The 21,575-nt window shown below is 71.6% G+C and carries 17 protein-coding genes and 1 pseudogene; 5 read left to right on the forward strand and 13 right to left on the reverse strand.

Translation table 11 applies throughout. The annotated features are described in order from the left end of the window. Window positions 1–136 precede the first annotated feature (136 nt). Together AB0L45_RS14410 and AB0L45_RS14415 are read right to left on the reverse strand one after the other, a co-directional pair. Window positions 137–757, reverse strand: a complete 621-nt coding sequence (locus AB0L45_RS14410; protein WP_365839563.1) for a TetR/AcrR family transcriptional regulator — start codon at window positions 755–757, stop codon at window positions 137–139. Window positions 758–774: 17 nt separating this feature from the next. Further along, entirely contained in the window at window positions 775–1,824 is a 1,050-nt protein-coding gene (locus AB0L45_RS14415) for an agmatine deiminase family protein (RefSeq protein ID WP_365839565.1), read from the reverse strand. A 268-nt stretch (window positions 1,825–2,092) separates the two neighbouring features. Here AB0L45_RS14415 and AB0L45_RS14420 point away from each other — a divergent pair. Further along, window positions 2,093–3,008, forward strand: a pseudogene (locus AB0L45_RS14420) (cytosine permease); the annotation flags it as partial. Here AB0L45_RS14420 and AB0L45_RS14425 read toward each other — a convergent pair. Next, a complete protein-coding gene (locus tag AB0L45_RS14425; RefSeq protein ID WP_365839567.1) occupies window positions 2,923–4,008 on the reverse strand; it encodes a branched-chain amino acid aminotransferase in 1,086 nt (361 codons plus the stop codon). The pseudogene AB0L45_RS14420 and the gene AB0L45_RS14425 overlap by 86 nt on opposite strands. A gap of 310 nt (window positions 4,009–4,318) precedes the next feature. Further along, on the reverse strand, window positions 4,319–5,359 hold the full coding sequence (locus tag AB0L45_RS14430; RefSeq protein ID WP_365839569.1) for a 3-isopropylmalate dehydrogenase: 1,041 nt from the start codon (window positions 5,357–5,359) through the stop codon (window positions 4,319–4,321). A gap of 129 nt (window positions 5,360–5,488) precedes the next feature. On the opposite strand from AB0L45_RS14430, the gene AB0L45_RS14435 reads away from it, so the two are divergent. After that, on the forward strand, window positions 5,489–7,054 hold the full coding sequence (locus AB0L45_RS14435; protein WP_365839571.1) for a fibronectin type III domain-containing protein: 1,566 nt from the start codon (window positions 5,489–5,491) through the stop codon (window positions 7,052–7,054). Window positions 7,055–7,132: 78 nt separating this feature from the next. On the opposite strand, the gene AB0L45_RS14440 is transcribed toward AB0L45_RS14435, so the two are convergent. After that, window positions 7,133–7,264: a hypothetical protein gene (locus AB0L45_RS14440; protein ID WP_274535863.1), complete on the reverse strand. Its 132-nt coding sequence runs from the start codon at window positions 7,262–7,264 to the stop codon at window positions 7,133–7,135. A gap of 520 nt (window positions 7,265–7,784) precedes the next feature. Between AB0L45_RS14440 and AB0L45_RS14445 the strand changes: the two genes are divergently transcribed. After that, window positions 7,785–8,138 carry a beta/gamma crystallin domain-containing protein gene (locus tag AB0L45_RS14445; protein ID WP_365839574.1) on the forward strand — a complete coding sequence of 118 codons (354 nt, stop codon included), beginning with the start codon at window positions 7,785–7,787 and terminating at the stop codon, window positions 8,136–8,138. Window positions 8,139–8,370: 232 nt separating this feature from the next. Continuing rightward, window positions 8,371–9,012, forward strand: coding sequence for a Uma2 family endonuclease (locus tag AB0L45_RS14450; RefSeq protein ID WP_365839576.1), 642 nt, complete (start codon window positions 8,371–8,373; stop codon window positions 9,010–9,012). A gap of 68 nt (window positions 9,013–9,080) precedes the next feature. Here AB0L45_RS14450 and pruA read toward each other — a convergent pair whose 3' ends face one another. Further along, window positions 9,081–10,712 carry an L-glutamate gamma-semialdehyde dehydrogenase gene (gene pruA, locus AB0L45_RS14455; protein ID WP_365839578.1) on the reverse strand — a complete coding sequence of 544 codons (1,632 nt, stop codon included), beginning with the start codon at window positions 10,710–10,712 and terminating at the stop codon, window positions 9,081–9,083. 109 nt (window positions 10,713–10,821) lie between these two features. Further along, window positions 10,822–11,748 carry a proline dehydrogenase family protein gene (locus AB0L45_RS14460; RefSeq protein WP_365839580.1) on the reverse strand — a complete coding sequence of 309 codons (927 nt, stop codon included), beginning with the start codon at window positions 11,746–11,748 and terminating at the stop codon, window positions 10,822–10,824. 266 nt (window positions 11,749–12,014) lie between these two features. On the opposite strand from AB0L45_RS14460, the gene AB0L45_RS14465 reads away from it, so the two are divergent. Next, window positions 12,015–13,325: a helix-turn-helix domain-containing protein gene (locus tag AB0L45_RS14465; RefSeq protein ID WP_365839582.1), complete on the forward strand. Its 1,311-nt coding sequence runs from the start codon at window positions 12,015–12,017 to the stop codon at window positions 13,323–13,325. Between the two features lie 650 nt (window positions 13,326–13,975). Here the strand turns inward: AB0L45_RS14465 and AB0L45_RS14470 are convergent. The 6 genes from AB0L45_RS14470 to AB0L45_RS14495 all read right to left on the reverse strand — a co-directional run bounded on the left by AB0L45_RS14470 (window position 13,976) and on the right by AB0L45_RS14495 (window position 21,562). Next, window positions 13,976–14,671, reverse strand: a complete 696-nt coding sequence (locus AB0L45_RS14470) for a TetR/AcrR family transcriptional regulator (RefSeq protein ID WP_365839584.1) — start codon at window positions 14,669–14,671, stop codon at window positions 13,976–13,978. Window positions 14,672–14,873: 202 nt separating this feature from the next. Then, window positions 14,874–15,848, reverse strand: a complete 975-nt coding sequence (locus AB0L45_RS14475) for a PRC and DUF2382 domain-containing protein (protein WP_365839586.1) — start codon at window positions 15,846–15,848, stop codon at window positions 14,874–14,876. 281 nt (window positions 15,849–16,129) lie between these two features. Next, a complete protein-coding gene (gene serA / locus AB0L45_RS14480) occupies window positions 16,130–17,722 on the reverse strand; it encodes a phosphoglycerate dehydrogenase (RefSeq protein ID WP_365839587.1) in 1,593 nt (530 codons plus the stop codon). Between the two features lie 301 nt (window positions 17,723–18,023). Next, window positions 18,024–19,022: a ketol-acid reductoisomerase gene (gene ilvC / locus AB0L45_RS14485; RefSeq protein WP_365839589.1), complete on the reverse strand. Its 999-nt coding sequence runs from the start codon at window positions 19,020–19,022 to the stop codon at window positions 18,024–18,026. 104 nt (window positions 19,023–19,126) lie between these two features. Then, complete coding sequence (gene ilvN, locus AB0L45_RS14490; protein ID WP_003986033.1) at window positions 19,127–19,651, reverse strand: acetolactate synthase small subunit; 525 nt, start codon at window positions 19,649–19,651, stop codon at window positions 19,127–19,129. A 45-nt stretch (window positions 19,652–19,696) separates the two neighbouring features. Then, window positions 19,697–21,562: an acetolactate synthase large subunit gene (locus tag AB0L45_RS14495; protein WP_365839592.1), complete on the reverse strand. Its 1,866-nt coding sequence runs from the start codon at window positions 21,560–21,562 to the stop codon at window positions 19,697–19,699. Window positions 21,563–21,575 lie beyond the last annotated feature (13 nt).

Here is a 21,575-nt window from a genome sequence, read left to right on the forward strand (position 1 = left end):
GCACGGCCATGCTTCCCCCCGGAAACACCCGCGTCCGGCCCTGCGCCGGAGCGCCAGGGGATCCAACCGCACCACGGGCGACAGGGTCAATGCGCTCTTTTCCGTACAACCTGGTCCGGGTGTCAGGCGTCCGCGGTCACAGCCCTTCCGCGGGCCGCAGCGCCTCGTCCAGGAACTCCCCCACGTGCCGCAGCACCTGCTCCCGGTCCAGGCCCGGCAGGCCGACGACGAGGTGGGTGCCGAAACCGTCCAGCAGCGCGCGCGTACGGGTGGCGAAGCGCTCCGCGTCCACGGCCCGCAGCTCCCCCTTCGAGGCGCCTTCGGCCAGCAGCGCCACCAGGTCGCGGTGCCAGGCCAGTTCCAGGTCGAGCTGGCGCTCGCGGGCCTCGTCGTCCACGTTCTGCGAGCGGTTCCACACCTCCAGCCACAGGGTCCAGCGCGGGTCGCGGCGCCCCTGGGGGAGGTACAGGTCCACCAGCGCGTCGAGGCGTTCGCGGGCCGGGACGCGGCGGGCGAGGGTGGCCCGGCGCCGGGCGCCGAGCTGTTCCTCGCTCCACTGGAGGGTCTGGAGCAGCAGCTCGTCCTTGGTACCGAAGTAATAGAGGATGTGTCCGCTGCTCATCCCGACCTCGCGGCCCAGCCCGGCCATGGTCAGCCGGTCCAGGCCCGCCTCGGCGATGGTGGCCATGGCCGCGGCGAGGACCTGCTCGCGCGGCTGGGTGAGCCGCCGCCGTGGTCGGCGGACCGGTCCGGGCACGGGAACCTCCGGGAACGTCAGACGGTGCCCACCTTGGGCTGCTGCTGGGTGATGCAGTGGATGCCACCGCCCGCTGCGAAGATCGTACGGGCGTCGACCGGGGTCACCGTCCGCTCCGGGAACAGCCGCCGGAAGATCCCGGCGGCGTCCTCGTCGCGCGGGTCGCCGAACGCGCACAGCACCACGCCGCCGTTGCACAGGTAGTGGTTGATGTACGAGTAGTCCACCGGCTCGCCGTCCGCCTCCACGACGGTCGGCGCGGGCACCTCGACCACTTCCAGCCGCCGGCCGCGCGCGTCCGTCGCGGCGCGCAGCAGGCCGATGATCTCCTCGCACACCTCGTGGTCGGGGTGGGCCGGATCGGGCTGGGTGTGCGCGACGACGACGCCGGGACGGGCGAACGCGGCGACGATGTCCACGTGGCCGCGGGTGCCGAACTGCCCGTAATCGGCGGTCAGTCCGCGCGGCAGCCAGACCGCCTTCGTGGTGCCGAGGCAGGCGTGGACCTCCGCCTCGGCCTCCTCCTTCGTCCGCCCCGGATTGCGTCCGGGGTCGAGCTGCACGGTCTCCGTCAGCAGCACCGTCCCCGCACCGTCCACGTGCAGGCCGCCGCCCTCGTTGACCAGCGACGACCGATACGTACGGGCCCCGGTCAGCCCGGCCACGTACCCGCCGATCTCCGCGTCCCGCTCCCAGCGGGCCCAGTCCTGCCCGCCCCACCCGTTGAACACCCAGTCGACGGCGGCGAGCCGCCCGTTCCCGTCCGTCAGGAACGTCGGTCCGATGTCCCGCATCCACGCGTCGTCCAGGGCCCGCTCGACCACCTCGATCCCCGGCCCGAGCAGCCGCCGCGCCCCGTCGCCCTGCCCGGTACCCGCCACGACCGTCACCGGCTCGAACCGCCGCACGGCCCGCGCCACCGCGGCCCACGCCTCCCGCGCCCGCTCCAGGCCCGCACCACCCTCCTCACCGAAGGTGGCATTGGGCCCGGGCCATGCCATCCAGGTCCGGTCATGCGGAGCCCACTCGGCAGGCATACGGAAGCCGTCGGCGACGGGGGTGCTCATGGGGTCCTCCGGACTCGGGGCGGGACTGGGGCCGGACGGGGCGGGCCGCACGGAGCGGGACGGCCCCCGTCCGGACCGCCCCGCGACTGGTGCGCGGCGCCGCACTCCGCCGCTTTAGTGCGGCACTCTAACCAGGTTCCGACGAGTCGCCAAGCAAGCGCCCCCCTTGACGCGCTACCAGGCCATAGTTCAGATTGAGCGCCGTTCGAACAACTGCCCCCGGTCACCTTCCCCGTGCTCGCGTTCGTCCGCACGCGAGTCCCCCTCCGGCTGGACGTACGCCGCCGTGTACGCGCTGCTCGTCGCCTGCACCATGCTCGGCGCGGTGCACGGCCACCGGCTGCTGCTGCGCCTGAGCCGCGCCCTCGTCGTCACGATGACCGCCGTCCTGGCCCTCGGCCTCCTCGCGTACGCGCCGCCTCCACCACCGCTCCCCCGCCCGGCACCCCGCTGCTCCTGCACTCCTTCTGGCCCACCTGGCTGCTCGCCACGGTCTCCGCGGGTCTCAGCGGCCCGATCGCCTTCATCACCCTGCTCGGCGACTGCACCCGCCACCTCTCGCCGCGCCGCCACTCCTCGCGCGCCGTCCTGCGCACCACCTGGCTCGGTCTCGTCGCGGGCCTGCGCGCCTCCCCCGCCGGCAGGCCACCCACGCGGTCGCGGCGCTCGCCACCGCGCTCGTCTTCCTGGGCCACTTCCTGTGGTCCGCGCAGTCCACGATGACCTCGTTCGTGCTGCTGCTCACCGCCGTCGGCGCCCCGTGGGCCGTCATCACCCTCCTCGGCCACGTCCGGCACGGCGGTACGTACGACTCCGAGGCCCTCCAGGTCTGCAACCGCCGCGCCCGGGGCGGCCGTTACTGGTACCGGTCCGGCTGGCACCCGCGGGCCGCCCTCGCCTGGGCCGTCGGCTCCGCGCTCGGTCTCGCCGCCGTGGACACCCCCTTCTACCGGGGGCCGCTGCTGTCCTGGGCCGACGGCGTCGACATCAGCTTCCTGCTGTCGGCGGCAGCGGCGGGCCCGGCGTACACGGCCCTGACCGCACGCGAACGGCCGCCCGGCAAGCTGCCGGACGGCCGTGGCGAAGCGGGGACGCGGGTCAGCCCAGGGGGTGCATCCAGCCGTGGGTGTCCGCCGTCGCGCCGGTCTGGAGGTCCAGGAGGGCCTTGCGGAGCTTCATCGTGACCTCGCCGGGCTTGCCGTCGCCGACGGTCCAGGAGGCGGCCTCGGACTTCACGGAGCCGACGGGGGTGATGACGGCGGCGGTGCCGCAGGCGAAGACCTCGGTCAGCGAGCCGTCCTCGGTGGCGGCCTTCCAGTCCTCGACGGAGATACGGCCCTCGGTGGCCTCGTAGCCCAGGTCGGTGGCGATCTTCAGGAGGGAGTCGCGGGTGATGCCGGGGAGGAGGGAGCCGGACAGCTCCGGGGTGACGATCTTGTTCCCGTACACGAAGTACAGGTTCATGCCGCCCATCTCCTCGATCCAGCGGCGCTCGATGGCGTCCAGCCAGACGACCTGGTCGCAGCCGTGCTGGGCGGCCTGGGCCTGGGCGACGAGGGAGGCGGCGTAGTTGCCGCCGGTCTTGGCGGCGCCGGTGCCCCCGCGCACGGCGCGCACGTACTCCTGGGAGAGCCAGACCGAGACCGGCTTGACGCCGCCGGTGAAGTAGGCGCCCGCGGGCGAGGCGATGATGATGAACAGGTACTCGTTGGCGGGCCGGACGCCCAGGCCGACCTCGCTCGCGATCATGAAGGGGCGCAGGTAGAGCGATTCCTCGCCGCTGGCCGGCACCCAGTTCTTGTCCTGCTTGACCAGCGCGTCGCAGGCCTCGATGAACGTCTCGACCGGCAGCTCGGGCATGCCGAGGCGGCGTGCGGACGCCTGGAAGCGGCGGGCGTTGGCGTCCGGGCGGAAGGTGGCGACGGTGCCGTCGGGCTGGCGGTAGGCCTTGAGCCCCTCGAAGATCGTCTGCGCGTAGTGCAGCGTCATGTTGGCCGGGTCCATGGACAGCGGCGCGTACGGGACCAGCTGGGCGTCGTGCCAGCCGCGGCCTTCCGTCCACTTGATCGTCACCATGTGGTCGGTGAAGTACCGGCCGAAGCCGGGGCTGGCCAGGATCTTCTCCCGCTCCGCGTCGGACAGCGGGTGGGAGGAGGGCTTGAGCTCGATCGTGGGCGTCGTCATGAGTGCGTGTCCTTCACCGGTGAGGTTGTGGGGCCGCGCTCACGAAGTCCTTGTCGGTACAGGACGTCCGGTATTCCCCTCGTACAGCGGCTCCGCGTTCGATTATCGCTCCCGAGGTGCCGGGGACGGAAATGCCGTGGTGCGGGGAGGGTGGGACGCCTGGGTTCCGAGGCGGATCCGTGTGCGCCTGCCAGGGGTCGATGGTCGCACCCAACCCGGCGGTAGCCCAGTCGCGCACATGCGGGACAGCGCCGGGTCGGTGCGGCCCGGCGCTGTCGTCAGCTGAGATGCGTACGGTGAGCGGCGGGCGTCAGCCCGCTACTCGGGCGGCGAGCGCGTCGCCGATCTCGCCCGTGGTGCGGGGGGTGTCGCCCCGTGCCGCGAGGTCGGCGGCGACGGCCTCCTCGATACGGGCCGCCTCGGCCTCGTACCCGAGGTGCCGCAGGAGCAGGGCGACGGACAGGACGGTGGCCGTGGGGTCGGCCTTGCCGGTGCCCGCGATGTCCGGCGCCGAGCCGTGCACCGGCTCGAACATGGACGGGAAGGCGCCCGTGGGGTTGATGTTCCCGGAGGCGGCCAGGCCGATGCCGCCGGTGACGGCCGCGGCGAGGTCGGTGAGGATGTCGCCGAAGAGGTTGTCGGTGACGATCACGTCGAACCGCTCGGGCTGGGTGACGAAGAAGATGGTCGCCGCGTCGACGTGCAGGTAGTCCGTGGTGACCTGGGGGTACTCCTCGCCCACCGTGTCGAAGATCTTCTTCCACATGTGGCCGGCGTGCACCAGGACGTTGTTCTTGTGCACCAGCGTCAGCTTCTTGCGGGGGCGCGCGGCGGCCCGCTCGTACGCGTCCCGGACCACCCGCTCCACGCCGTACGCGGTGTTCAGGCTGACCTCGGTGGCGACCTCGTGCGGGGTGCCGGTGCGCAGGCTGCCGCCGTTGCCCGTGTACGGGCCCTCGGTGCCCTCGCGGACGACGACGAAGTCGATGTCGGGGCGGCCGGCGAGCGGCGTGGCGGTGTTCGGGAAGAGCTTGGAGGGGCGCAGGTTGACGTAGTGGTCGAAGGCGAAGCGCAGCTTCAGCAGCAGGCCGCGCTCCAGGACGCCGGAGGGTACGGACGGGTCGCCGATCGCGCCGAGCAGGATCGCGTCGTGCTCCTTGAGCGCTTCCAGGTCCGCGTCCGGCAGGGTCTCGCCGGTGGCGTGCCATCGCCTGGCGCCAAGGTCGTACTCCTTGGTTTCCAGCTTGACGTCCTGCGGGAGGGCCGCGCCGAGGACCTTCAGTCCTTGGGAGACGACCTCCTGGCCGATACCGTCACCGGGGATCACTGCGAGGCGAATGCTGCGAGACATGTCTGGACCCTACTCTCCGTCCCATTGCTTGACACGTGGTGTCCGGGATACGGACAGATGAGCAGCCGGACACCTGCCGTTCACCCGCAGGGCCCCGAACTGTCGAACGGTGATGCGACGTTGCGCTCCATGGACACACCACGCGTGGGCATTCCCGAACCGCTCGCGAGCCGTATGAGCATGCCCGAGCAGCACGAGTACCTCCGGACGAAGCTGACCCGCCGCGGGCTGCTGCGCACCTCCGCCGTGACCGCCGGCGCCGTCGCGGGCGGCGGCCTGCTGGCGGGCCCGGCCCAGGCCGCCTCCCCCACCCTGCTCGCCTCCCCCGCCACCGGCGCCGTGCACGGCTCGCTGGTGGCGCCGTTCGGCCGGCACCTGGCCTTCGGCGCGGACCCGAAGCACCAGATGCGCGTCTCGTGGCAGGTGCCGTTCGCGGTCAGGCGGCCGTTCCTGCGGGTGGGGCTGCGGCCCTGGGACCTGAGCCGGAAGATCCAGGCCGAGGTGCGGGAGCTGCACACGCCGTCGCTGGGCAAGAAGCTGCCCGCGGTGGACCAGTACTACCTGCACGCGGCGCTCGACGGGCTGCGGCCGGGCACCACGTACTACTACGGCGTCGGCCACGACGGCTTCGACCCCGCCGACTCCCGGCACTTCGGCACCCTCGGCACCTTCCGCACCGCGCCGGCCCGCGCCGAGCGGTTCGTCTTCACCGCCTTCGGCGACCAGGGCGTCAGCTACCACGCACTCGCCAACGACCAGCTCATCCTGGGCCAGGACCCGTCCTTCCACCTGCACGCCGGCGACATCTGCTACGCCGACCCGAACGGCACCGGTACCGACCAGGACACCTACGACGCGCGCCAGTGGGACCAGTTCCTGGCGCAGACCGAGACGGTGGCCAAGACCGTGCCGTGGATGGTGACCACCGGCAACCACGACATGGAAGCCTGGTACTCCCCCAACGGGTACGGCGGCCAGAACGCGCGCTGGAGCCTGCCGGACAACGGGCCGGACGCCGAGAACACGCCGGGCGTCTACTCCTTCACGTACGGGAACGTGGCCGTCGTCGCGCTGGACGCCAACGACGTCTCGTACGAGATCCCCGCCAACCTCGGCGTGACCGGCGGCAAGCAGACCACGTGGCTGGACCGGAAGCTGGGCGAGCTGCGCGCCGCCCGGGGCATCGACTTCATCGTCGTCTTCTTCCACCACTGCGCCTTCTCCACCACCAACTCGCACGCCTCCGAGGGCGGGGTGCGCGACGCCTGGCTGCCGCTCTTCGAGAAGCACCAGGTGGACCTGGTGGTCAACGGCCACAACCACGTCTACGAACGGACCGACGCCCTCAAGGGCGGCCGGGTCACCAAGAAGGTGCCGGTCGGCGAGACGGTGGACTCCTCGCGCGAGGGCATCGTGTACGTGACGGCCGGCGGCGCGGGCAAGTCGCTGTACGACTTCCCGGTGCCGGACAGCTACGAGGGACACGTACGCGACCTCGACCACGTGGACACGTACCACTGGGCCGAGGGCAAGGTGAAGGTGAAGGAAGCCGTGCAGTGGTCGCGGGTGCGCTACACCGGTTACTCCTTCATCGCGGTCGAGGTCCTGCCGGGGCACCGGCCCCGGATGAAGGTGACGGCCCTCGCCGAGTCCGGCGAGAGCATCGACCGCTTCGAGGTCACACGGCGCCGCTGACGCGGGCGCCGTGGGCGGGGCGGACGGGGCGGGCGCGCCCGCGCCCGCCGCTCGCCGCACACCGGACGGCTCCCGGGCTCAGTGCCCGGTCGAGCCGCCGTTGTCCCGGCGGTCGAGCGCCCGCTGGAGCGCCGCCGCGGCGTTCTTGCGGTCGGCCTCGCCGGTCGCGCGGGCGGAGTGACGGATCCTGCGGACAGCGGTCTTGGTCATGATGCGCCTCCAATGCCAAAGCCCCGAGAGATGAACGGAAGCGTCCTTCCGGAAACGCCGACAGACGCGGGGGCCACGGCATCAGCAGGGATCACCTGCACGCACACACCGGGCCGCACCCGCCACCGCTCGATCGAGCGGAACGTTCGGCTCCTACCAAGCTAAGCCAGCGGCGCCGCGCTGTCTGCCCCATTACTTGGGCTTCCTACTATCTGAGACGGGCACTGGCCTGAGGTGCACGTTCGAGTGATCGGCCGAGGCCGGCGGGCCGGGGCACGTCCGGCGCGAAGGGGGCGCCGGACCCCGAAGGCCGCGATCGTCGAACGCGGGGCCTAACCGCAACATTTTGTCAACATAGCCCTGATCCGGACATTCGGGGTCGAGTTCCAGCCCGCCGCCCCGGAGAAGATTGCCACCTACAGCGGCTTTACAGGATCGTCTTTTTTGTCGGCGCGCGGCAGCCTTCACCGGTCGCGGCGCGCCCCCTCCCGGTTCGACATTCGAATTAAGGAGAACCCCCGTGCTTTCCAAGAAGAAGAGGGTCGGACGTTCCGTCGCCGTGGCATTCGCCGCGGCCGCCGCGTTCACCATGACCATGCCCACCGGTAGCGCCTACGCGATCGACAAGGTCGAGTGCCGCGGCGGCGAGAACTTCCTCAAGATCTGGTCGCACAGCGGCGGCCGCCAGAGCGTGGACTGCTACGCCAACCGCGGCCGGACCAACTTCGGCGGCTGGTGGGTCGACAAGATCTCCACGGGCAACAACGACCTGATCTACTACGACGCCAACGGCGACTCGGTGCGGATCAACCGCTGGACCGAGATCACCTTCCCGAACCGTCCGCCGAAGGTGAATTCCATCGAGATTCTGTGACGTATTGACGGTCGGCGCCTCGGAATGGCCATTTCCCTGACTGGCCATTCCGGGGCGCTATCGTTTTTGGGCAGGTGCCGGAGTTCGCTGGGCGGGGAGCAGGGGCCCGCTGTGCTCGTTCGAGTGATGGTCGGACGATCTGCCACGGTGCGGGACACGACTCCGTAGCGTGATGGCGTCGCTTGTGCCACGGGGCCGGGCGCGCCCACACTTGAGGAGGAGGTGCTACGCCATGACCGCTCTCGCCCATGAGGCGTCCAAGACCACATCGGAGGCCCCGATGCCCCCGCCTGATCTGGACGAAGTCCTGTGGGAGGCATGGAAGGCCATGGAACTCCCCGAGGGCTTTCACGCTGAGATCGTCGAGGGGTTCATCGAGGTGTCGCCTACTGGCCGCTGCAGCCACGGCATGATCATCAATCGCCTACGCGAAGAGCTCGTGCTGTACCTGCGTGGTAGTGACCACGCTTCGTTTCAAGACCTGAACGTGATGAACGGCCCCTCAGTGTGGATCCCGGACATCTTCATCGCCCCCAGAGACATCCAACCGCACTTCACTTCCGACGGCCTCTGCGTCGAGGCATCGGCTGTTCTTCTCGTCGTCGAAATGGTGTCCCCCGGGCACCGGGACAGGACGCGCGACCGCGTGCGTAAGCGCCGTGACTACGCACGCGCCGGTATTGCTGTCTACGTCATCATCGATGACTACGACGAGCTCGGTACCGTGACCGTCCTCAGCGGCCCCCGTCCCGGCGAAGCAAGCTACGCCGCCGAGCACCGCGTCCCCTACGGCACCGACATCGCCGTCCCCGAAGGCCCCGCCAAGGGCTTCGTCATCGGGGAGGCGATCACCGGGCCGCCACGCAGCGGCTGATTCCACGCCGACGGCCCGGCGCCCCACCGAAGGGGGCGCCGGGCCGTCGGCGTCGTGCGGCTACCGCGTCAGCCCATGTGCGGGTAGCGGTAGTCCGTGGGGGCGACCATCGTTTCCTTGATGGCGCGCGGGGACATCCAGCGGAGCAGGTTGAACTTGGAGCCCGCCTTGTCGTTGGTGCCCGAGGCGCGGCTGCCGCCGAAGGGCTGCTGGCCGACGATGGAGCCGGTGGGCCGGTCGTTGAGGTAGAAGTTGCCGGCGGCGAAGCGCAGCTTCTCCGAGGCGGCGACCAGGACCTGGCGGTCCTGGGCCAGCACGGCGCCGGTCAGGGCGTACGCCGAGGCGGACTCCATCTGCTCCAGCATCGCGTCGAAGTCGGCGTCCTCGTAGACGTGGACGGCGATGATCGGACCGAAGTACTCGGTCTTGAAGACCTCGTTCTCCGGGTCGGAGCAGACGATCACGGTCGGGCGCACGAAGTAGCCCACCGAGTCGTCGTACGTGCCGCCCGCGACGATCTCGCAGGTCGGGTCCTCCTTGGCGCGGTCGATCGCGGCCTTGTTCTTGGCGAAGGAGCGGTCGTCGATGACGGCGCCGATGAAGTTCGACAGGTCGGTGACGTCGCCCATGGTCAGGCCCTCGACCTCGGCGACCAGGTCGTCCTTGAAGCCGTTGTCCCAGGTGGAGCGGGCGATGTAGGCGCGGGAGGCGGCGGAGCACTTCTGGCCCTGGTACTCGAAGGCGCCCCGGGTGATGGCGGTCTTCAGGATCGCCGGGTCGGCGGTCGGGTGGGCGACGATGAAGTCCTTGCCGCCGGTCTCGCCGACCAGGCGCGGGTAGGAGCGGTAGTTCGTGATGTTCTCGCCGACCGCCTTCCACAGGTACTGGAAGGTGGCGGTGGAGCCGGTGAAGTGGACGCCGGCCAGCTCCGGGTGCGGCAGCGCGACCTCGGAGACCTCCTTGCCGTCGCCGGTCACCAGGTTGATGACGCCCTTGGGCAGGCCGGCCTCTTCCAGGAGCTGCATGAGCAGGATCGCGGAGTGGGTCTGCGTGGGGGACGGCTTCCAGACGACGACGTTGCCCATGAGGGCGGGTGCGGTCGGCAGGTTGCCGGCGATGGCGGTGAAGTTGAAGGGCGTGATCGCGTAGACGAAGCCCTCCAGCGGGCGGTGGTCCAGGCGGTTCCAGACGCCGTTCGGCTGGACCGGCGGCTGCTCCTGGAGCAGCTCGCGCGCGAAGTGGACGTTGAAGCGCCAGAAGTCCACCAGCTCGCAGGGCGCGTCGATCTCGGCCTGCTGGGCGGTCTTGGACTGGCCGAGCATGGTGGAGGCGGCGATGGTCTCGCGCCACGGGCCGGACAGCAGGTCGGCGGCCTTGAGCAGGATCGCGGCGCGGTCGTCGAAGGACATGGCGCGCCAGGCCGGGGCGGCGGCCAGGGCGGCGTCGATGGCGTCCTGGGCGTCCTGGCGGGTGGCGTTGGCGTACGTACCGATGACCGCCTTGTGGTTGTGCGGCTGTACGACGTCGAAGCGCTCGCCGCCGCCCATCCGCTTCTCGCCGTTGATGGTCATCGGCAGGTCGATCGGGTTGCCGGCCAGCTCCTTGAGCTTGGCCTCCAGGCGCGCGCGCTCCGGGGAGCCGGGGGCGTAGCCGTGCACCGGCTCGTTGTACGGGGCGGGGACGTGGGTCACGGCGTCCATGTCGGCCGTCTCCTTCGATCGGGGGTGTGCGGATACGTCAAGTTGTGGGGCGCCCGGCCGCGGACGGCGGCCCGGCGCGTGCGGTCCGGCGGCGGGCCGGACGCCTGGCTCAGCCCTTGGTGACGAGCGAGCGCAGGAAGAACGCGAGGTTGGCGGGGCGCTCGGCGAGGCGGCGCATGAAGTAGCCGTACCAGTCCGTGCCGTACGGGATGTAGACGCGCATCCGGTGGCCCTCCGCGACCAGCCGCTGCTGCTCGCTCTCGCGGATGCCGTAGAGCATCTGGAATTCGAACTCGGCGGGCTTGCGGCCGAAGCGGCGGGCCAGCTCCTGGCCTATGGCCACCATCCGCGGGTCGTGCGACCCGATCATCGGGTAGCCGTTGCCCGCCATGAGGATCTTCAGGCAGCGTACGTACGCCTTGTCGACCTCCCGCTTGTCCTGGAACGCGACCGTCGCGGGTTCCTTGTACGCGCCCTTGACCAGGCGCACGCGGGATCCTTCCCCGGCGAGCGCGTGGCAGTCGTCCTCGGTGCGGAAGAGGTAGGACTGGAGCACCGCGCCGGTCTGCGGGAAGCGGGTGCGCAGCTCGCCGAGGATCGCCAGGGTGGAGTCGACCGTGGTGTGGTCCTCCATGTCCAGGGTGACCGTGGTGCCGGCCTCGGCGGCGGCCTCGACGACCGGGGTGACGTTCTTCAGGGCCAGCTCGTGGCCGCCGGGCAGCGCCTGGCCGAAGGCGGAGAGCTTGACCGACATCTCGGCCCGCTCGCCCAGGCCCAGGTCCTTGAGGGCGGCGGTCAGCTGGAGGTAGGCGTCGCGGTTGCGCAGCGCCTCGGCCGGGTCGGTGATGTCCTCACCGAGGTGGTCGAGGGTGACCTCCATACCGCGGTCCGCCAGGGACCGTACGGCGGCCATCGACGCGTCCAGCTGCTCACCGGCCACGAAGCGGTCGACGACCGGTCGGGTGACCGGGGCGGCCGAAACGATACGGCGGATGCTGTCACTGCGGGCTGCGGCGAGAAGCACAGGACCCAGCACGGGGCACCTCCACGATTCAAGATGACAAAGCCGGGCGGGCGCCTGACCGGCGGGCGCGACGGCGGGATGAGCCACCTGAAACTTAAGGATCTCGCTACTTCGCGGCCATCGACAGCTGTCTGGCCTTCGTGGCCGGGATCTCAGACAGATGTATGACAATGGTGGAGGACCACAACGGCACCGGCGGACGCACGCTCCCCGGTGACCGCACCGAGAGCGGCGGCCGAACGGCCCGGGAGCCCGACCGGAAAGGAGCCACGCGGCGTATGCGGGGCGATTACCAGCAGCTCGTGGACGAGATCTCGGCCGCCCTCGGCGCCCCGGCGACCCTGGAGGACCGCGACTTCGGCCTGATCGCCTTCGGCGCGCACGAGGGCGACGACGACCTGGTCATGGACCCCGTGCGGACCCGCTCGATCCTCCAGCGCCGCTCGACGGCGGCGGTACGGGCCTGGTTCGAGGCGTTCGGCATCGCCCGCGCGAAGACGGCGCTGCGCATCCCGCCCGACCCGGCGGCCGGCGTCTTCCGGGGTCGCATCTGCCTGCCGGTGCGCCACCGCGGCATCGTGCACGGCTATGTCTGGCTGCTGGACGACGGCCACCTGACCGACCTGGAACTGGGCGCGGGCGGCGCGCCGCCGGACCCCCGTATCGAGCAGGCGATGGAGTCGGCCGCCGGCATCGGCGCCCTGCTGGCGGCGGAGGCCCGGGCCGGCGCCGAGCTGGGTGACCTGCTGCGCGCGCTGCTGGTCTCGCGCCCCGCTGAGCGCACCGCGGCGGCGGCCGCGCTGCGCGACGGGCTGCGGTCCGCGGCGGACGCTCCCCTGATGGTGGTGGCGGTGACACCGTGGGACGTGCCGGAGGCCGATCACGCGCCGCTGCCCAACCTGCCGGGCCTGCTGGCCGCCTGCGCGCTGCCCGCCGCGAACGGGGCGGCCGAAGAGGCTGCCGGCCCGGCCCTCGCCACCGCTTCGGCCGCTTCCGGAGGGCGGCGCCCCGCCTCCGTACCGCCGCCGCGGGCGACCGCCGGCGCCCCGTCGCTGGCGGCTCTCGTACGGCTGCGCTCGCCGTCCACCCTCGCCGCGGCCCGCACGGTGGCCGAGCACCTGCTGCGCTCCCCGCGTGCGGGCGGGGGGCTGGCGCCGTCGGGCACGGAGGGCCGTACGCTGCCGGTCGCCGCCGGACTCGGCACTCCCGTACGGGACTTGGCCGCCCTGCCCACCGCCTGGCACGAGGCGCTGGCCGCGGCGCGGGCCGCGCGCGCCGAACCCCGGCTGGGCCCGGTGGCCGAGTGGCACGCCATCGGCTCGTACCGCCTGCTGACCGGACTGCCGTCGGCCGAGCCGGACACGGCGGTACGCCCGCTGCTGACCCCCGCCCACAGCGAACTCGCCCGTACCGCCGAGGTGTTCCTCGACTGCGCGGGGCAGGCGGGCCGCGCCGCCCAGGCCCTCGGCATCCACCGCCAGACGCTGTACTACCGGCTCGGCCGCGTCGAGAAGCTGACCGGACTCGACCTGGACCAGGGCGGCGACCGCCTGCTGCTCCACATGGCGCTGAAGACGGCGCGGCTGTGAGGCGCCCGGCGGCGGCGCGACCAGCGGCGACCGCCGTACGGCCGGTGACTGCCCGCCCCGCGGGCGGACGCGCCGGGTCCGCCCGCCGGACGGCGTGGCCCCGGCCGCCCGCGAACGGAAAGTTGTTGAGTACTGGACAGAGGGCGGGTCCGGACGCACGATGAGAATCTGCGGCCCCGGAGCCCGACGGGGCGCCGGGCAGCCGCAGGGGGTGCGGCCGCCGCCGGGAGAAGAACCGGAAAACCGGCGGCGACCGGATGCCGGGCGACGGGGCTCCTCTTCCCCTTCACCTGGCACTGACCGCCCTTCCTGGAGGGCCGGGGGCGCGCGGGAGGACCCCTGGCCGAACGGGCCGGGAAGGGCGGGGCCGGAGTCGCATGTTCGCTGCGTGGCGCGGATCTCCGGCCGGTCTCGGGTACGGACTGCTCGGCGACCTCTGGGTCTGGGAGATCCGGGCCCGGCCGCAGCTGCTGCCTGGTCCCGTACGGCGAGCGTAGAGCGCGGCGGCGCGGCCGGACAAGTGCAGAGCGGTCAAATACCGAACGCTATCGGCCGGTTGGCCGCCGGGGACGGCTCCGGAGCGGGCCGGGGGCGGCGTGCGGAGGGTCGGGAGGCGGTGGGCGTACGGTCAGAAAGCGGCGGGTGTTCGGTCACGAAGCGGCAGGCCCGTCACCCGTACGTTCCGGTCCCTCACCGATACGTCCCGGTCCCTCACCCGTACCTTCCGCCCCGTCGCCCGCGCCTTCCCGCCCCGCGCGCCCCCCGAGCACCGCGCCGGACAGCACCCGCCGCATCGCCTCCACGAGGTCACCGCCCGAAGGCAGCGCCGCCGGGGTGATCAGGGACTGCACCATCAGACCGGTGAGCAGCGCCTGGTAGAAGGAGCCGACGACGCGCGCCGACTCCGCGTCCACCTCGGTGTCCGGTACGTCCTCGAAGACCGCGACCAGGCCCTCGCCGCCCTCCGGCAGCACCGTGGCCAGCGCCGTGCGCAGTTCGGGGTCGCGGGGCAGCAGGCCGAGCACCTCCACCTGGGAGGCCACGAAGTCACGCTGTTCCAGGAAGCTCCGCAGGATCCGGTCCCACACGGCCGCGAAACGCTCCACGGAATCGCCGGCCGGTTCCCCGCTGCCGGTGTCCTCCGTGCCGGCGAGCCGCGCGCCCCACTCCTCGACCGTCTCCACCAGCGCCTGGCGCATCAGGACGTCCTTGGAGCCGTAGTGGTAGCCGATGGACGCCAGGTTGGTGCCGGAGGCGGCCACGATGTCGCGGGCGGTGGTGCGCGCGTACCCCTTTTCCAGGAGGCAGCGCTTGGCCCCTTCCAGCAGGTCTTCTCGGTGTCCCATGCGGTCAGCCTATGCCCGGCGGTCACCGGCCCCGGACGGGTGTCCCGTACGGACGTCTCGGGCAGCTGCCCACCGGTTACGGGCGTCCCGTACGGCCGCCTCCGGACAGCACGGCGCCCGGCCCGCCGCACTGCGGAGGCGGCGGGCCGGGCCCGTGAAACGGCGGACGGCCGGAAGCGACGGCGCCCGGACCCCCGGCGGCCTACCGGCCCCGCTCCGGGTCCGGTCCGCCGCGGCCCCGGTCGGTCCCCGGCATGCCACGGCCCCGCCGGTCGCGCCGGCCGGTGCCCTTGCCGTCGTCGAACTCCACCTCTTCCCGGTGGACCTCGGTGTTGACCTCCTGCTGCTCGGTGACCCGCTCGGTCTCCAGCCTGATCCGCTCGACCGGCACGTTCTCCTTGCGGACCACGACCTGCTCCTCGTAGAGCGTGACGTCGAGTTCGCCGTCGGAGAGTTCCGGCTGCCGGGTCCGCCCCTTGCGGCGGTCCTCCTCGCTGATCTTCTCGCGCCGGATGCGTGCCTCGTCGTGGCTGACGGGCACGGTGCGGTGCACCTCCTCGGTCGTCACGTGCTTGCGCAGCCGGGCGTGGCCGCTCTCGTGCGACTCGGTGCCGAGCTCCACGTGCTCCTCGGAGATGAGCATCTCCGGGTTCTGCTCCTTGGCCCGCGCGGCGTCCGAGTCCCGGCCGCGCGCCATGGCCATCGCACCGGCCCCCGCACCGGCCAGCGGCGCGGACTCGGTCCGGCGGCGCTCCTCGGGCCGGCGCATGCCGGCCGCGCCCGCCGCCCCGGCGGTGCCCATGCCGGCACCGGTGGGCGTGGTGCGGCCCGGCACGGTGCCGGACGGTGCGGTACCCGGCCGCGCCATCCCGTAGTGCCGGTACAGCCGCTCCTCCTCGGCCGGCTCCAGATGCCCGTCGGCGTCGATCCGCGGCGCGTCCTTGATCTGGTTCTTGGTGTAGGGGACCTGCATCTCGTCGCCCACCCGCCGGCATCCGGCGAGCGGTACGAAGGTCTCCTTCATGCCGAACAGGCCGGTGCGCACGGTGATCCACTCGGGTGCCTCGGTGGCGTCGTCCCGGTAGATCTGCTGGACCGAGCCCACCTTGGTGCCCTCCGCGTCGACCACGTTCATGCCGGTCAGATTTTGAGGGTTCTCACCCAGGGGTGCGTTCATGGCGTCGCTCTCCTTCCGCACGCGCCGGCAGGGGGCACGCGCAGTTCCCATTGCGCGTCGGCCCGCGGCGCGCAGCGAGTCGGAAAACCCCGGGAGATCCCCGGCAGACCGGCCCCACGGCGTGTTTGCGCGGCGCCCGGCCTCCATCCGCACTACGCCGAACGGGTGAATGGTTGACCGCTCACCCGTCCCGGCCCGGGCGCCCACGGCACCGGGCCCGGGCTCCGCCGCAGCGGGGCCCGGGCCCGGTGGTGGTACGCGTCCTGCCGTAGCAGCCGCTGTCAGTCGGCGAGGTTGACCGCGCGCGCCGACGTGGCGCCGATCTCCTCGGCGATCTCGGCGAGCACCGGCGCCGGAATCGTGTCGTCGACGGTCAGCGCGACCAGTGCCTCGCCGCCCGCGTCGGCCCGGGAGACCTGCATGCCCGCGATGTTGATGCCCGCCTCGCCGAGGATCCGGCCGAGCGTGCCGACGACGCCGGGGCGGTCGCCGTAGCGCAGGAAGGCCATGTGGTCGGCGAGCGCCAGGTCGATGGAGTGCTCACCGACCGCGACGATCTTCTGCTGGTTCTTGTTGCCGGCCAGGGTGCCGGAGATGGAGATCTCGTCGCCGCCGGCCAGGGTGCCGCGCACCGTGACCACGTTGCGGTGCTCGGCCGACTCGCTGCTGGTGGTCAGGCGGACCTCGACGCCGCGCTCCTGCGCGAACAGCGGGGCGTTGACGTACGAGACGGTCTCGGCGACCACGTCCTCGAACACGCCCTTGAGCGCGGACAGTTCCAGCACCTTGACGTCGTGCTGGGTGATCTCGCCGTACACCTCGACGTCGAGCCGGACCGCGACCTCGCCCGCCAGCGCGGTGAAGATCCGGCCGAGGCGCTCGGCCAGCGGCAGCCCCGGCTTGACGTCCTCGGCGATCACACCGCCCTGGACGTTGACCGCGTCCGGCACCAGCTCGCCGGCCAGCGCCAGGCGCACCGACTTGGCGACCGCGATGCCCGCCTTCTCCTGCGCCTCGCCCGTGGAGGCGCCCAGGTGCGGGGTGGCGACGACCTGGTCGAACTCGAACAGCGGGGAGTCCGTGCACGGCTCGGTGGCGTACACGTCCAGGCCCGCGCCGGCCACCCGGCCCTCCTTGAGGGCGCTGGCCAGCGCGGTCTCGTCCACGATGCCGCCGCGCGCGGCGTTGACGATGCGCACCGTCGGCTTGACCTTGTGCAGCGCCTCGTCGCCGATCAGGCCGAGGGTCTCGGGGGTCTTGGGGAGGTGGACGGTGATGAAGTCCGCGACCTCCAGCAGCTCGTCGAGGGTGACCAGCTTGACGCCCATCTGCGCGGCGCGGGCCGGCTGCACGTACGGGTCGTACGCGACGATCTTCATCCCGAAGGCCGACATGCGCTGCGCGACCAGCACGCCGATCCGGCCGAGCCCGACCACGCCGAGGACCTTCTCGGACAGCTCGACGCCGGTGTACTTGCTGCGCTTCCACTCGCCGTTCTTCAGGGCGGTGTTCGCCTGCGGGATGTTGCGGGCCGTGGCGAGCAGCAGGCCGCAGGCCAGCTCGGCGGCGGTGACGATGTTGGAGGTCGGCGCGTTGACGACCATCACGCCGGCCTTGGTGGCGGCGGAGACGTCGACGTTGTCCAGGCCGACACCGGCCCGGGCGACGACCTTGAGCTTGCGGGCGGCGGCGATGGCCTCGGCGTCGACCTTGGTCGCGCTGCGCACGAGGATGGCGTCGACATCGGCGATGGCGGGCAGCAGCTCGGCGCGGTCGGCGCCGTTGCAGTGCCGGATCTCGAAGTCCGGGCCGAGGGCGTCGACGGTGGCGGGCGACAGTTCCTCGGCGATCAGTACGACAGGTTTCGAGCTCACGTGGTCTTCAGTCCTCACTAGTCCTGGGGGCCCCTCCCGTGCCCCTGATGGCTACGGGGGAGGACGGCCGTCCCGACGGCCGAAGGCGGTGAAGGGGGCAGCCGCGTGGAAGACGCACGACGCTGTGAGCCTGACGCGCTTGTGCTGTGCAGTGTAGTGGCGGCCCCCGGCCGTTCATCCGCCGTTTCGGAAGGATCACCCGGTAGTGGTGTGACGCGATGGACAACACCACGGCGGGGGCGCGGGCGCCGGTCATGGCGAACGGGGCCGCGGCGGCTGCCACGGCCCCGTGCCGTACGGCTCACTGCTCGTCGTCGACCCAGCTCATCAGCTTGCGGAGCTTCTTGCCGGTGGTCTCCAGCAGGTGGTCCTCGTCGGCCTTCTTGTACTCGTTGTACTTCGGCAGGCCGGCGTTGTACTCCGCCATCCAGTTGTTGGCGAAGGTGCCGTCCTGGATCTCGGCGAGCACCTTCTTCATCTCGGCCTTGGTGGCGTCGTTGACGATCCGCGGGCCGGTGACGTAGTCGCCCCACTCGGCGGTCTCGGAGACCGACCAGCGCATCTTCTCCAGGCCGCCCTCGTACATGAGGTCCACGATCAGCTTCAGCTCGTGCAGGCACTCGAAGTAGGCGATCTCCGGCTGGTAGCCGGCCTCGACCAGCGTCTCGAAACCGGCCTTGACCAGCGCCGAGGCGCCGCCGCAGAGCACCGCCTGCTCACCGAACAGGTCGGTCTCGGTCTCCTCGGTGAAGGTGGTCTTGATGACGCCGGCGCGGGTGCCGCCGATGGCCTTGGCGTACGACAGGGCCAGCGCGAAGGCGTTGCCCGAGGCGTCCTGCTCGACGGCCGCGATGCACGGCACGCCGCGGCCCTCCTCGTACTGGCGGCGCACCAGGTGGCCCGGGCCCTTGGGGGCGACCATGCACACGTCGACGCCCTGCGGGGGCTTGATGAAGCCGTAGCGGATGTTCAGGCCGTGGCCGAAGAACAGCGCGTCGCCGTCCTTGAGGTGGTCCTTGACGGACTCCTCGTAGACCTTCGCCTGGATCGGGTCCGGCACCAGGATCATGATGACGTCGGCCTCTTCGGCCGCCTCGGCCGGGCTGACCACCCGCAGGCCCTGCTCCTCGGCCTTGGCCTTCGACTTCGAGCCCTCGTGCAGACCCACGCGCACGTCGACGCCGGAGTCGCGCAGGGAGAGGGCGTGGGCGTGGCCCTGGCTGCCGTAGCCGAGAACCGCGACCTTGCGGCCCTGGATGATGGACAGGTCGGCGTTGTCGTCGTAGAACAGCTCGGCCACTTCGGGTATCTCCTTGGATCTAGCTGGTTGCCCGACACATTACGTCGGGCGCGGGAGGAAAGGTTCGGGGGTCTCGCGATCCGGTCCGGGCGGGCCGGACCGGATCAGGCGGAGCGGTCCAGCGCGCGCAGCGAGCGGTCCGTGATGGAGCGGGCGCCGCGCCCTATGGCGATGGTGCCGGACTGCACCAACTCCTTGATGCCGAACGGCTCCAGCATCTTGAGCATCGCTTCGAGCTTGTCGCTGCTGCCGGTCGCCTCGATGGTCACCGCGTCCGGGGAGACGTCGACGGTCTTGGCGCGGAAGAGCTGGACGATCTCCACGATCTGCGAGCGGGTCTCGTTGTCGGCGCGCACCTTGGCCAGCACCAGTTCCCGCTGGACCGCGGAGCCGGGCTCCAGCTCGACGATCTTCAGGACGTTGACGAGCTTGTTGAGCTGCTTGGTGACCTGCTCCAGCGGGAGCGACTCGACGCTCACCACGATGGTGATGCGGGAGATGTCGGGGTGCTCGGTGACGCCGACGGCGAGCGAGTCGATGTTGAATCCGCGGCGGGAGAACAGCGCGGCGATCCGGGCCAGGATGCCGGGGGTGTTCTCCACCAGGACGGAGAGCGTGTGCTTGGACATGGTCGGTCTTCTCTCTTCTATCCGCGTGTCTCGCGTCCCGGCTGCTCAGTCGTCTTCGTTGTCGCCGAAGTCGGGGCGCACCCCGCGGGCCGCCATGACCTCGTCGTTGGAGGTGCCGGCCGCGACCATCGGCCACACCTGGGCGTCCTCGTGGACGATGAAGTCCACGACCACCGGGCGGTCGTTGATCGCGTTCGCCTTGGCGATCACCGCGTCCAGCTCGGCCGGGTCCTCGCAGCGCATCGCGACGCAGCCCATCGCCTCGGCCAGCTTCACGAAGTCCGGCACGCGGGTGCCGGCGCCGGCCACCTCGGCCGTGGCGAGGCAGTCCTCGGGGCCGCTGTGCAGGACGGTGTTGGAGTAGCGCTGGTTGTAGAAGAGCGCCTGCCACTGGCGGACCATGCCCAGCGCGCCGTTGTTGATGACGGCGACCTTGATCGGGATGTTGTTCAGCGCGCAGGTGACCAGCTCCTGGTTGGTCATCTGGAAGCAGCCGTCGCCGTCGATCGCCCAGACCGTACGGTCCGGCTGCCCGGCCTTGGCGCCCATCGCGGCCGGGACGGCGTAGCCCATCGTCCCGGCGCCGCCCGAGTTCAGCCAGGTGGACGGCGTGTCGTAGTCGATGAAGTGCGCGGCCCACATCTGGTGCTGGCCGACGCCCGCCGCGTAGATCGTGCCCTCCGGGGCCAGCTCGCCCAGGCGCTGGATGACCTGCTGCGGGGCCAGGCTGCCGTCCTCGGGGTGGTCGTAGCCCAGCGGGTACGTCTCGCGCCAGCGGTTGAGGTCCTTCCACCAGGCGGTGTAGTCGCCGGTGCGGCCGGCCGCGTGCTCGGCCTGGAGGGCGACGACCAGGTCGGCGATGACCTCGCGGGCGTCGCCGACGATCGGCACGTCGGCGGCGCGGTTCTTGCCGATCTCGGCCGGGTCGATGTCGGCGTGCACGATCTTGGCGAACGGGGCGAAGGAGTCCAGCTTGCCGGTGACGCGGTCGTCGAAGCGGGCGCCGAGCGCCACGATCAGGTCGGACTTCTGCAGGGCGGTGACGGCGGCGACCGCGCCGTGCATCCCCGGCATGCCCACGTGCTGCGGGTGGGTGTCGGGGAAGGAGCCCAGGGCCATCAGGGTGGTGGTGACGGGCGCGCCGGTCAGTTCGGCCAGCACCTTCAGCTCGGCGGTGGCGCCGGACTTCATCACACCGCCGCCGACATAGAGGACCGGGCGCCGGGCCTCGGTGATCAGCCGGGCGGCCTCGCGGATCTGCTTGGCGTGCGGCTTGGTCACCGGGCGGTAGCCGGGCAGGTCGGTGTGCGGCGGCCAGGAGAAGGTGGTCTGCGCCTGGAGGGCGTCCTTGGCGATGTCCACCAGGACCGGTCCGGGGCGCCCTGTGGAGGCGATGTGGAACGCCTCGGCGATGGTGCGGGGGATCTCGGCCGCGTCGGTGACCAGGAAGTTGTGCTTGGTGATCGGCATCGTGATGCCGCAGATGTCCGCCTCCTGGAAGGCGTCGGTGCCGATCGCCTTGGAGGCCACCTGGCCGGTGATGGCGACCAGCGGGACGGAGTCCATGTGGGCGTCGGCGATCGGGGTGACGAGGTTGGTGGCACCGGGCCCCGAGGTGGCCATGCAGACGCCGACCTTGCCGGTGGCCTGCGCGTAACCGGTGGCGGCGTGGCCCGCGCCCTGCTCGTGGCGGACCAGGACGTGGCGGACCTTCGAGGAGTCCATCATCGGGTCGTACGCGGGGAGGATGGCGCCTCCCGGAATGCCGAACACGGTGTCGGCCCCGACCTCTTCGAGCGAACGGATGAGGGACTGCGCGCCCGTGACGTGCTCGACGGCGCTCGCGGGTGCTCCGCCGGAGTGACGGGCCCGCGGCTGCGGATGGTGGGCCCCGGTGGCCTGCTCGGTCATCTGCGTCTCTTCT

It is taken from the genome of Streptomyces sp. NPDC052496 (assembly GCF_040679095.1).
GTDB lineage: Bacteria > Actinomycetota > Actinomycetes > Streptomycetales > Streptomycetaceae > Streptomyces.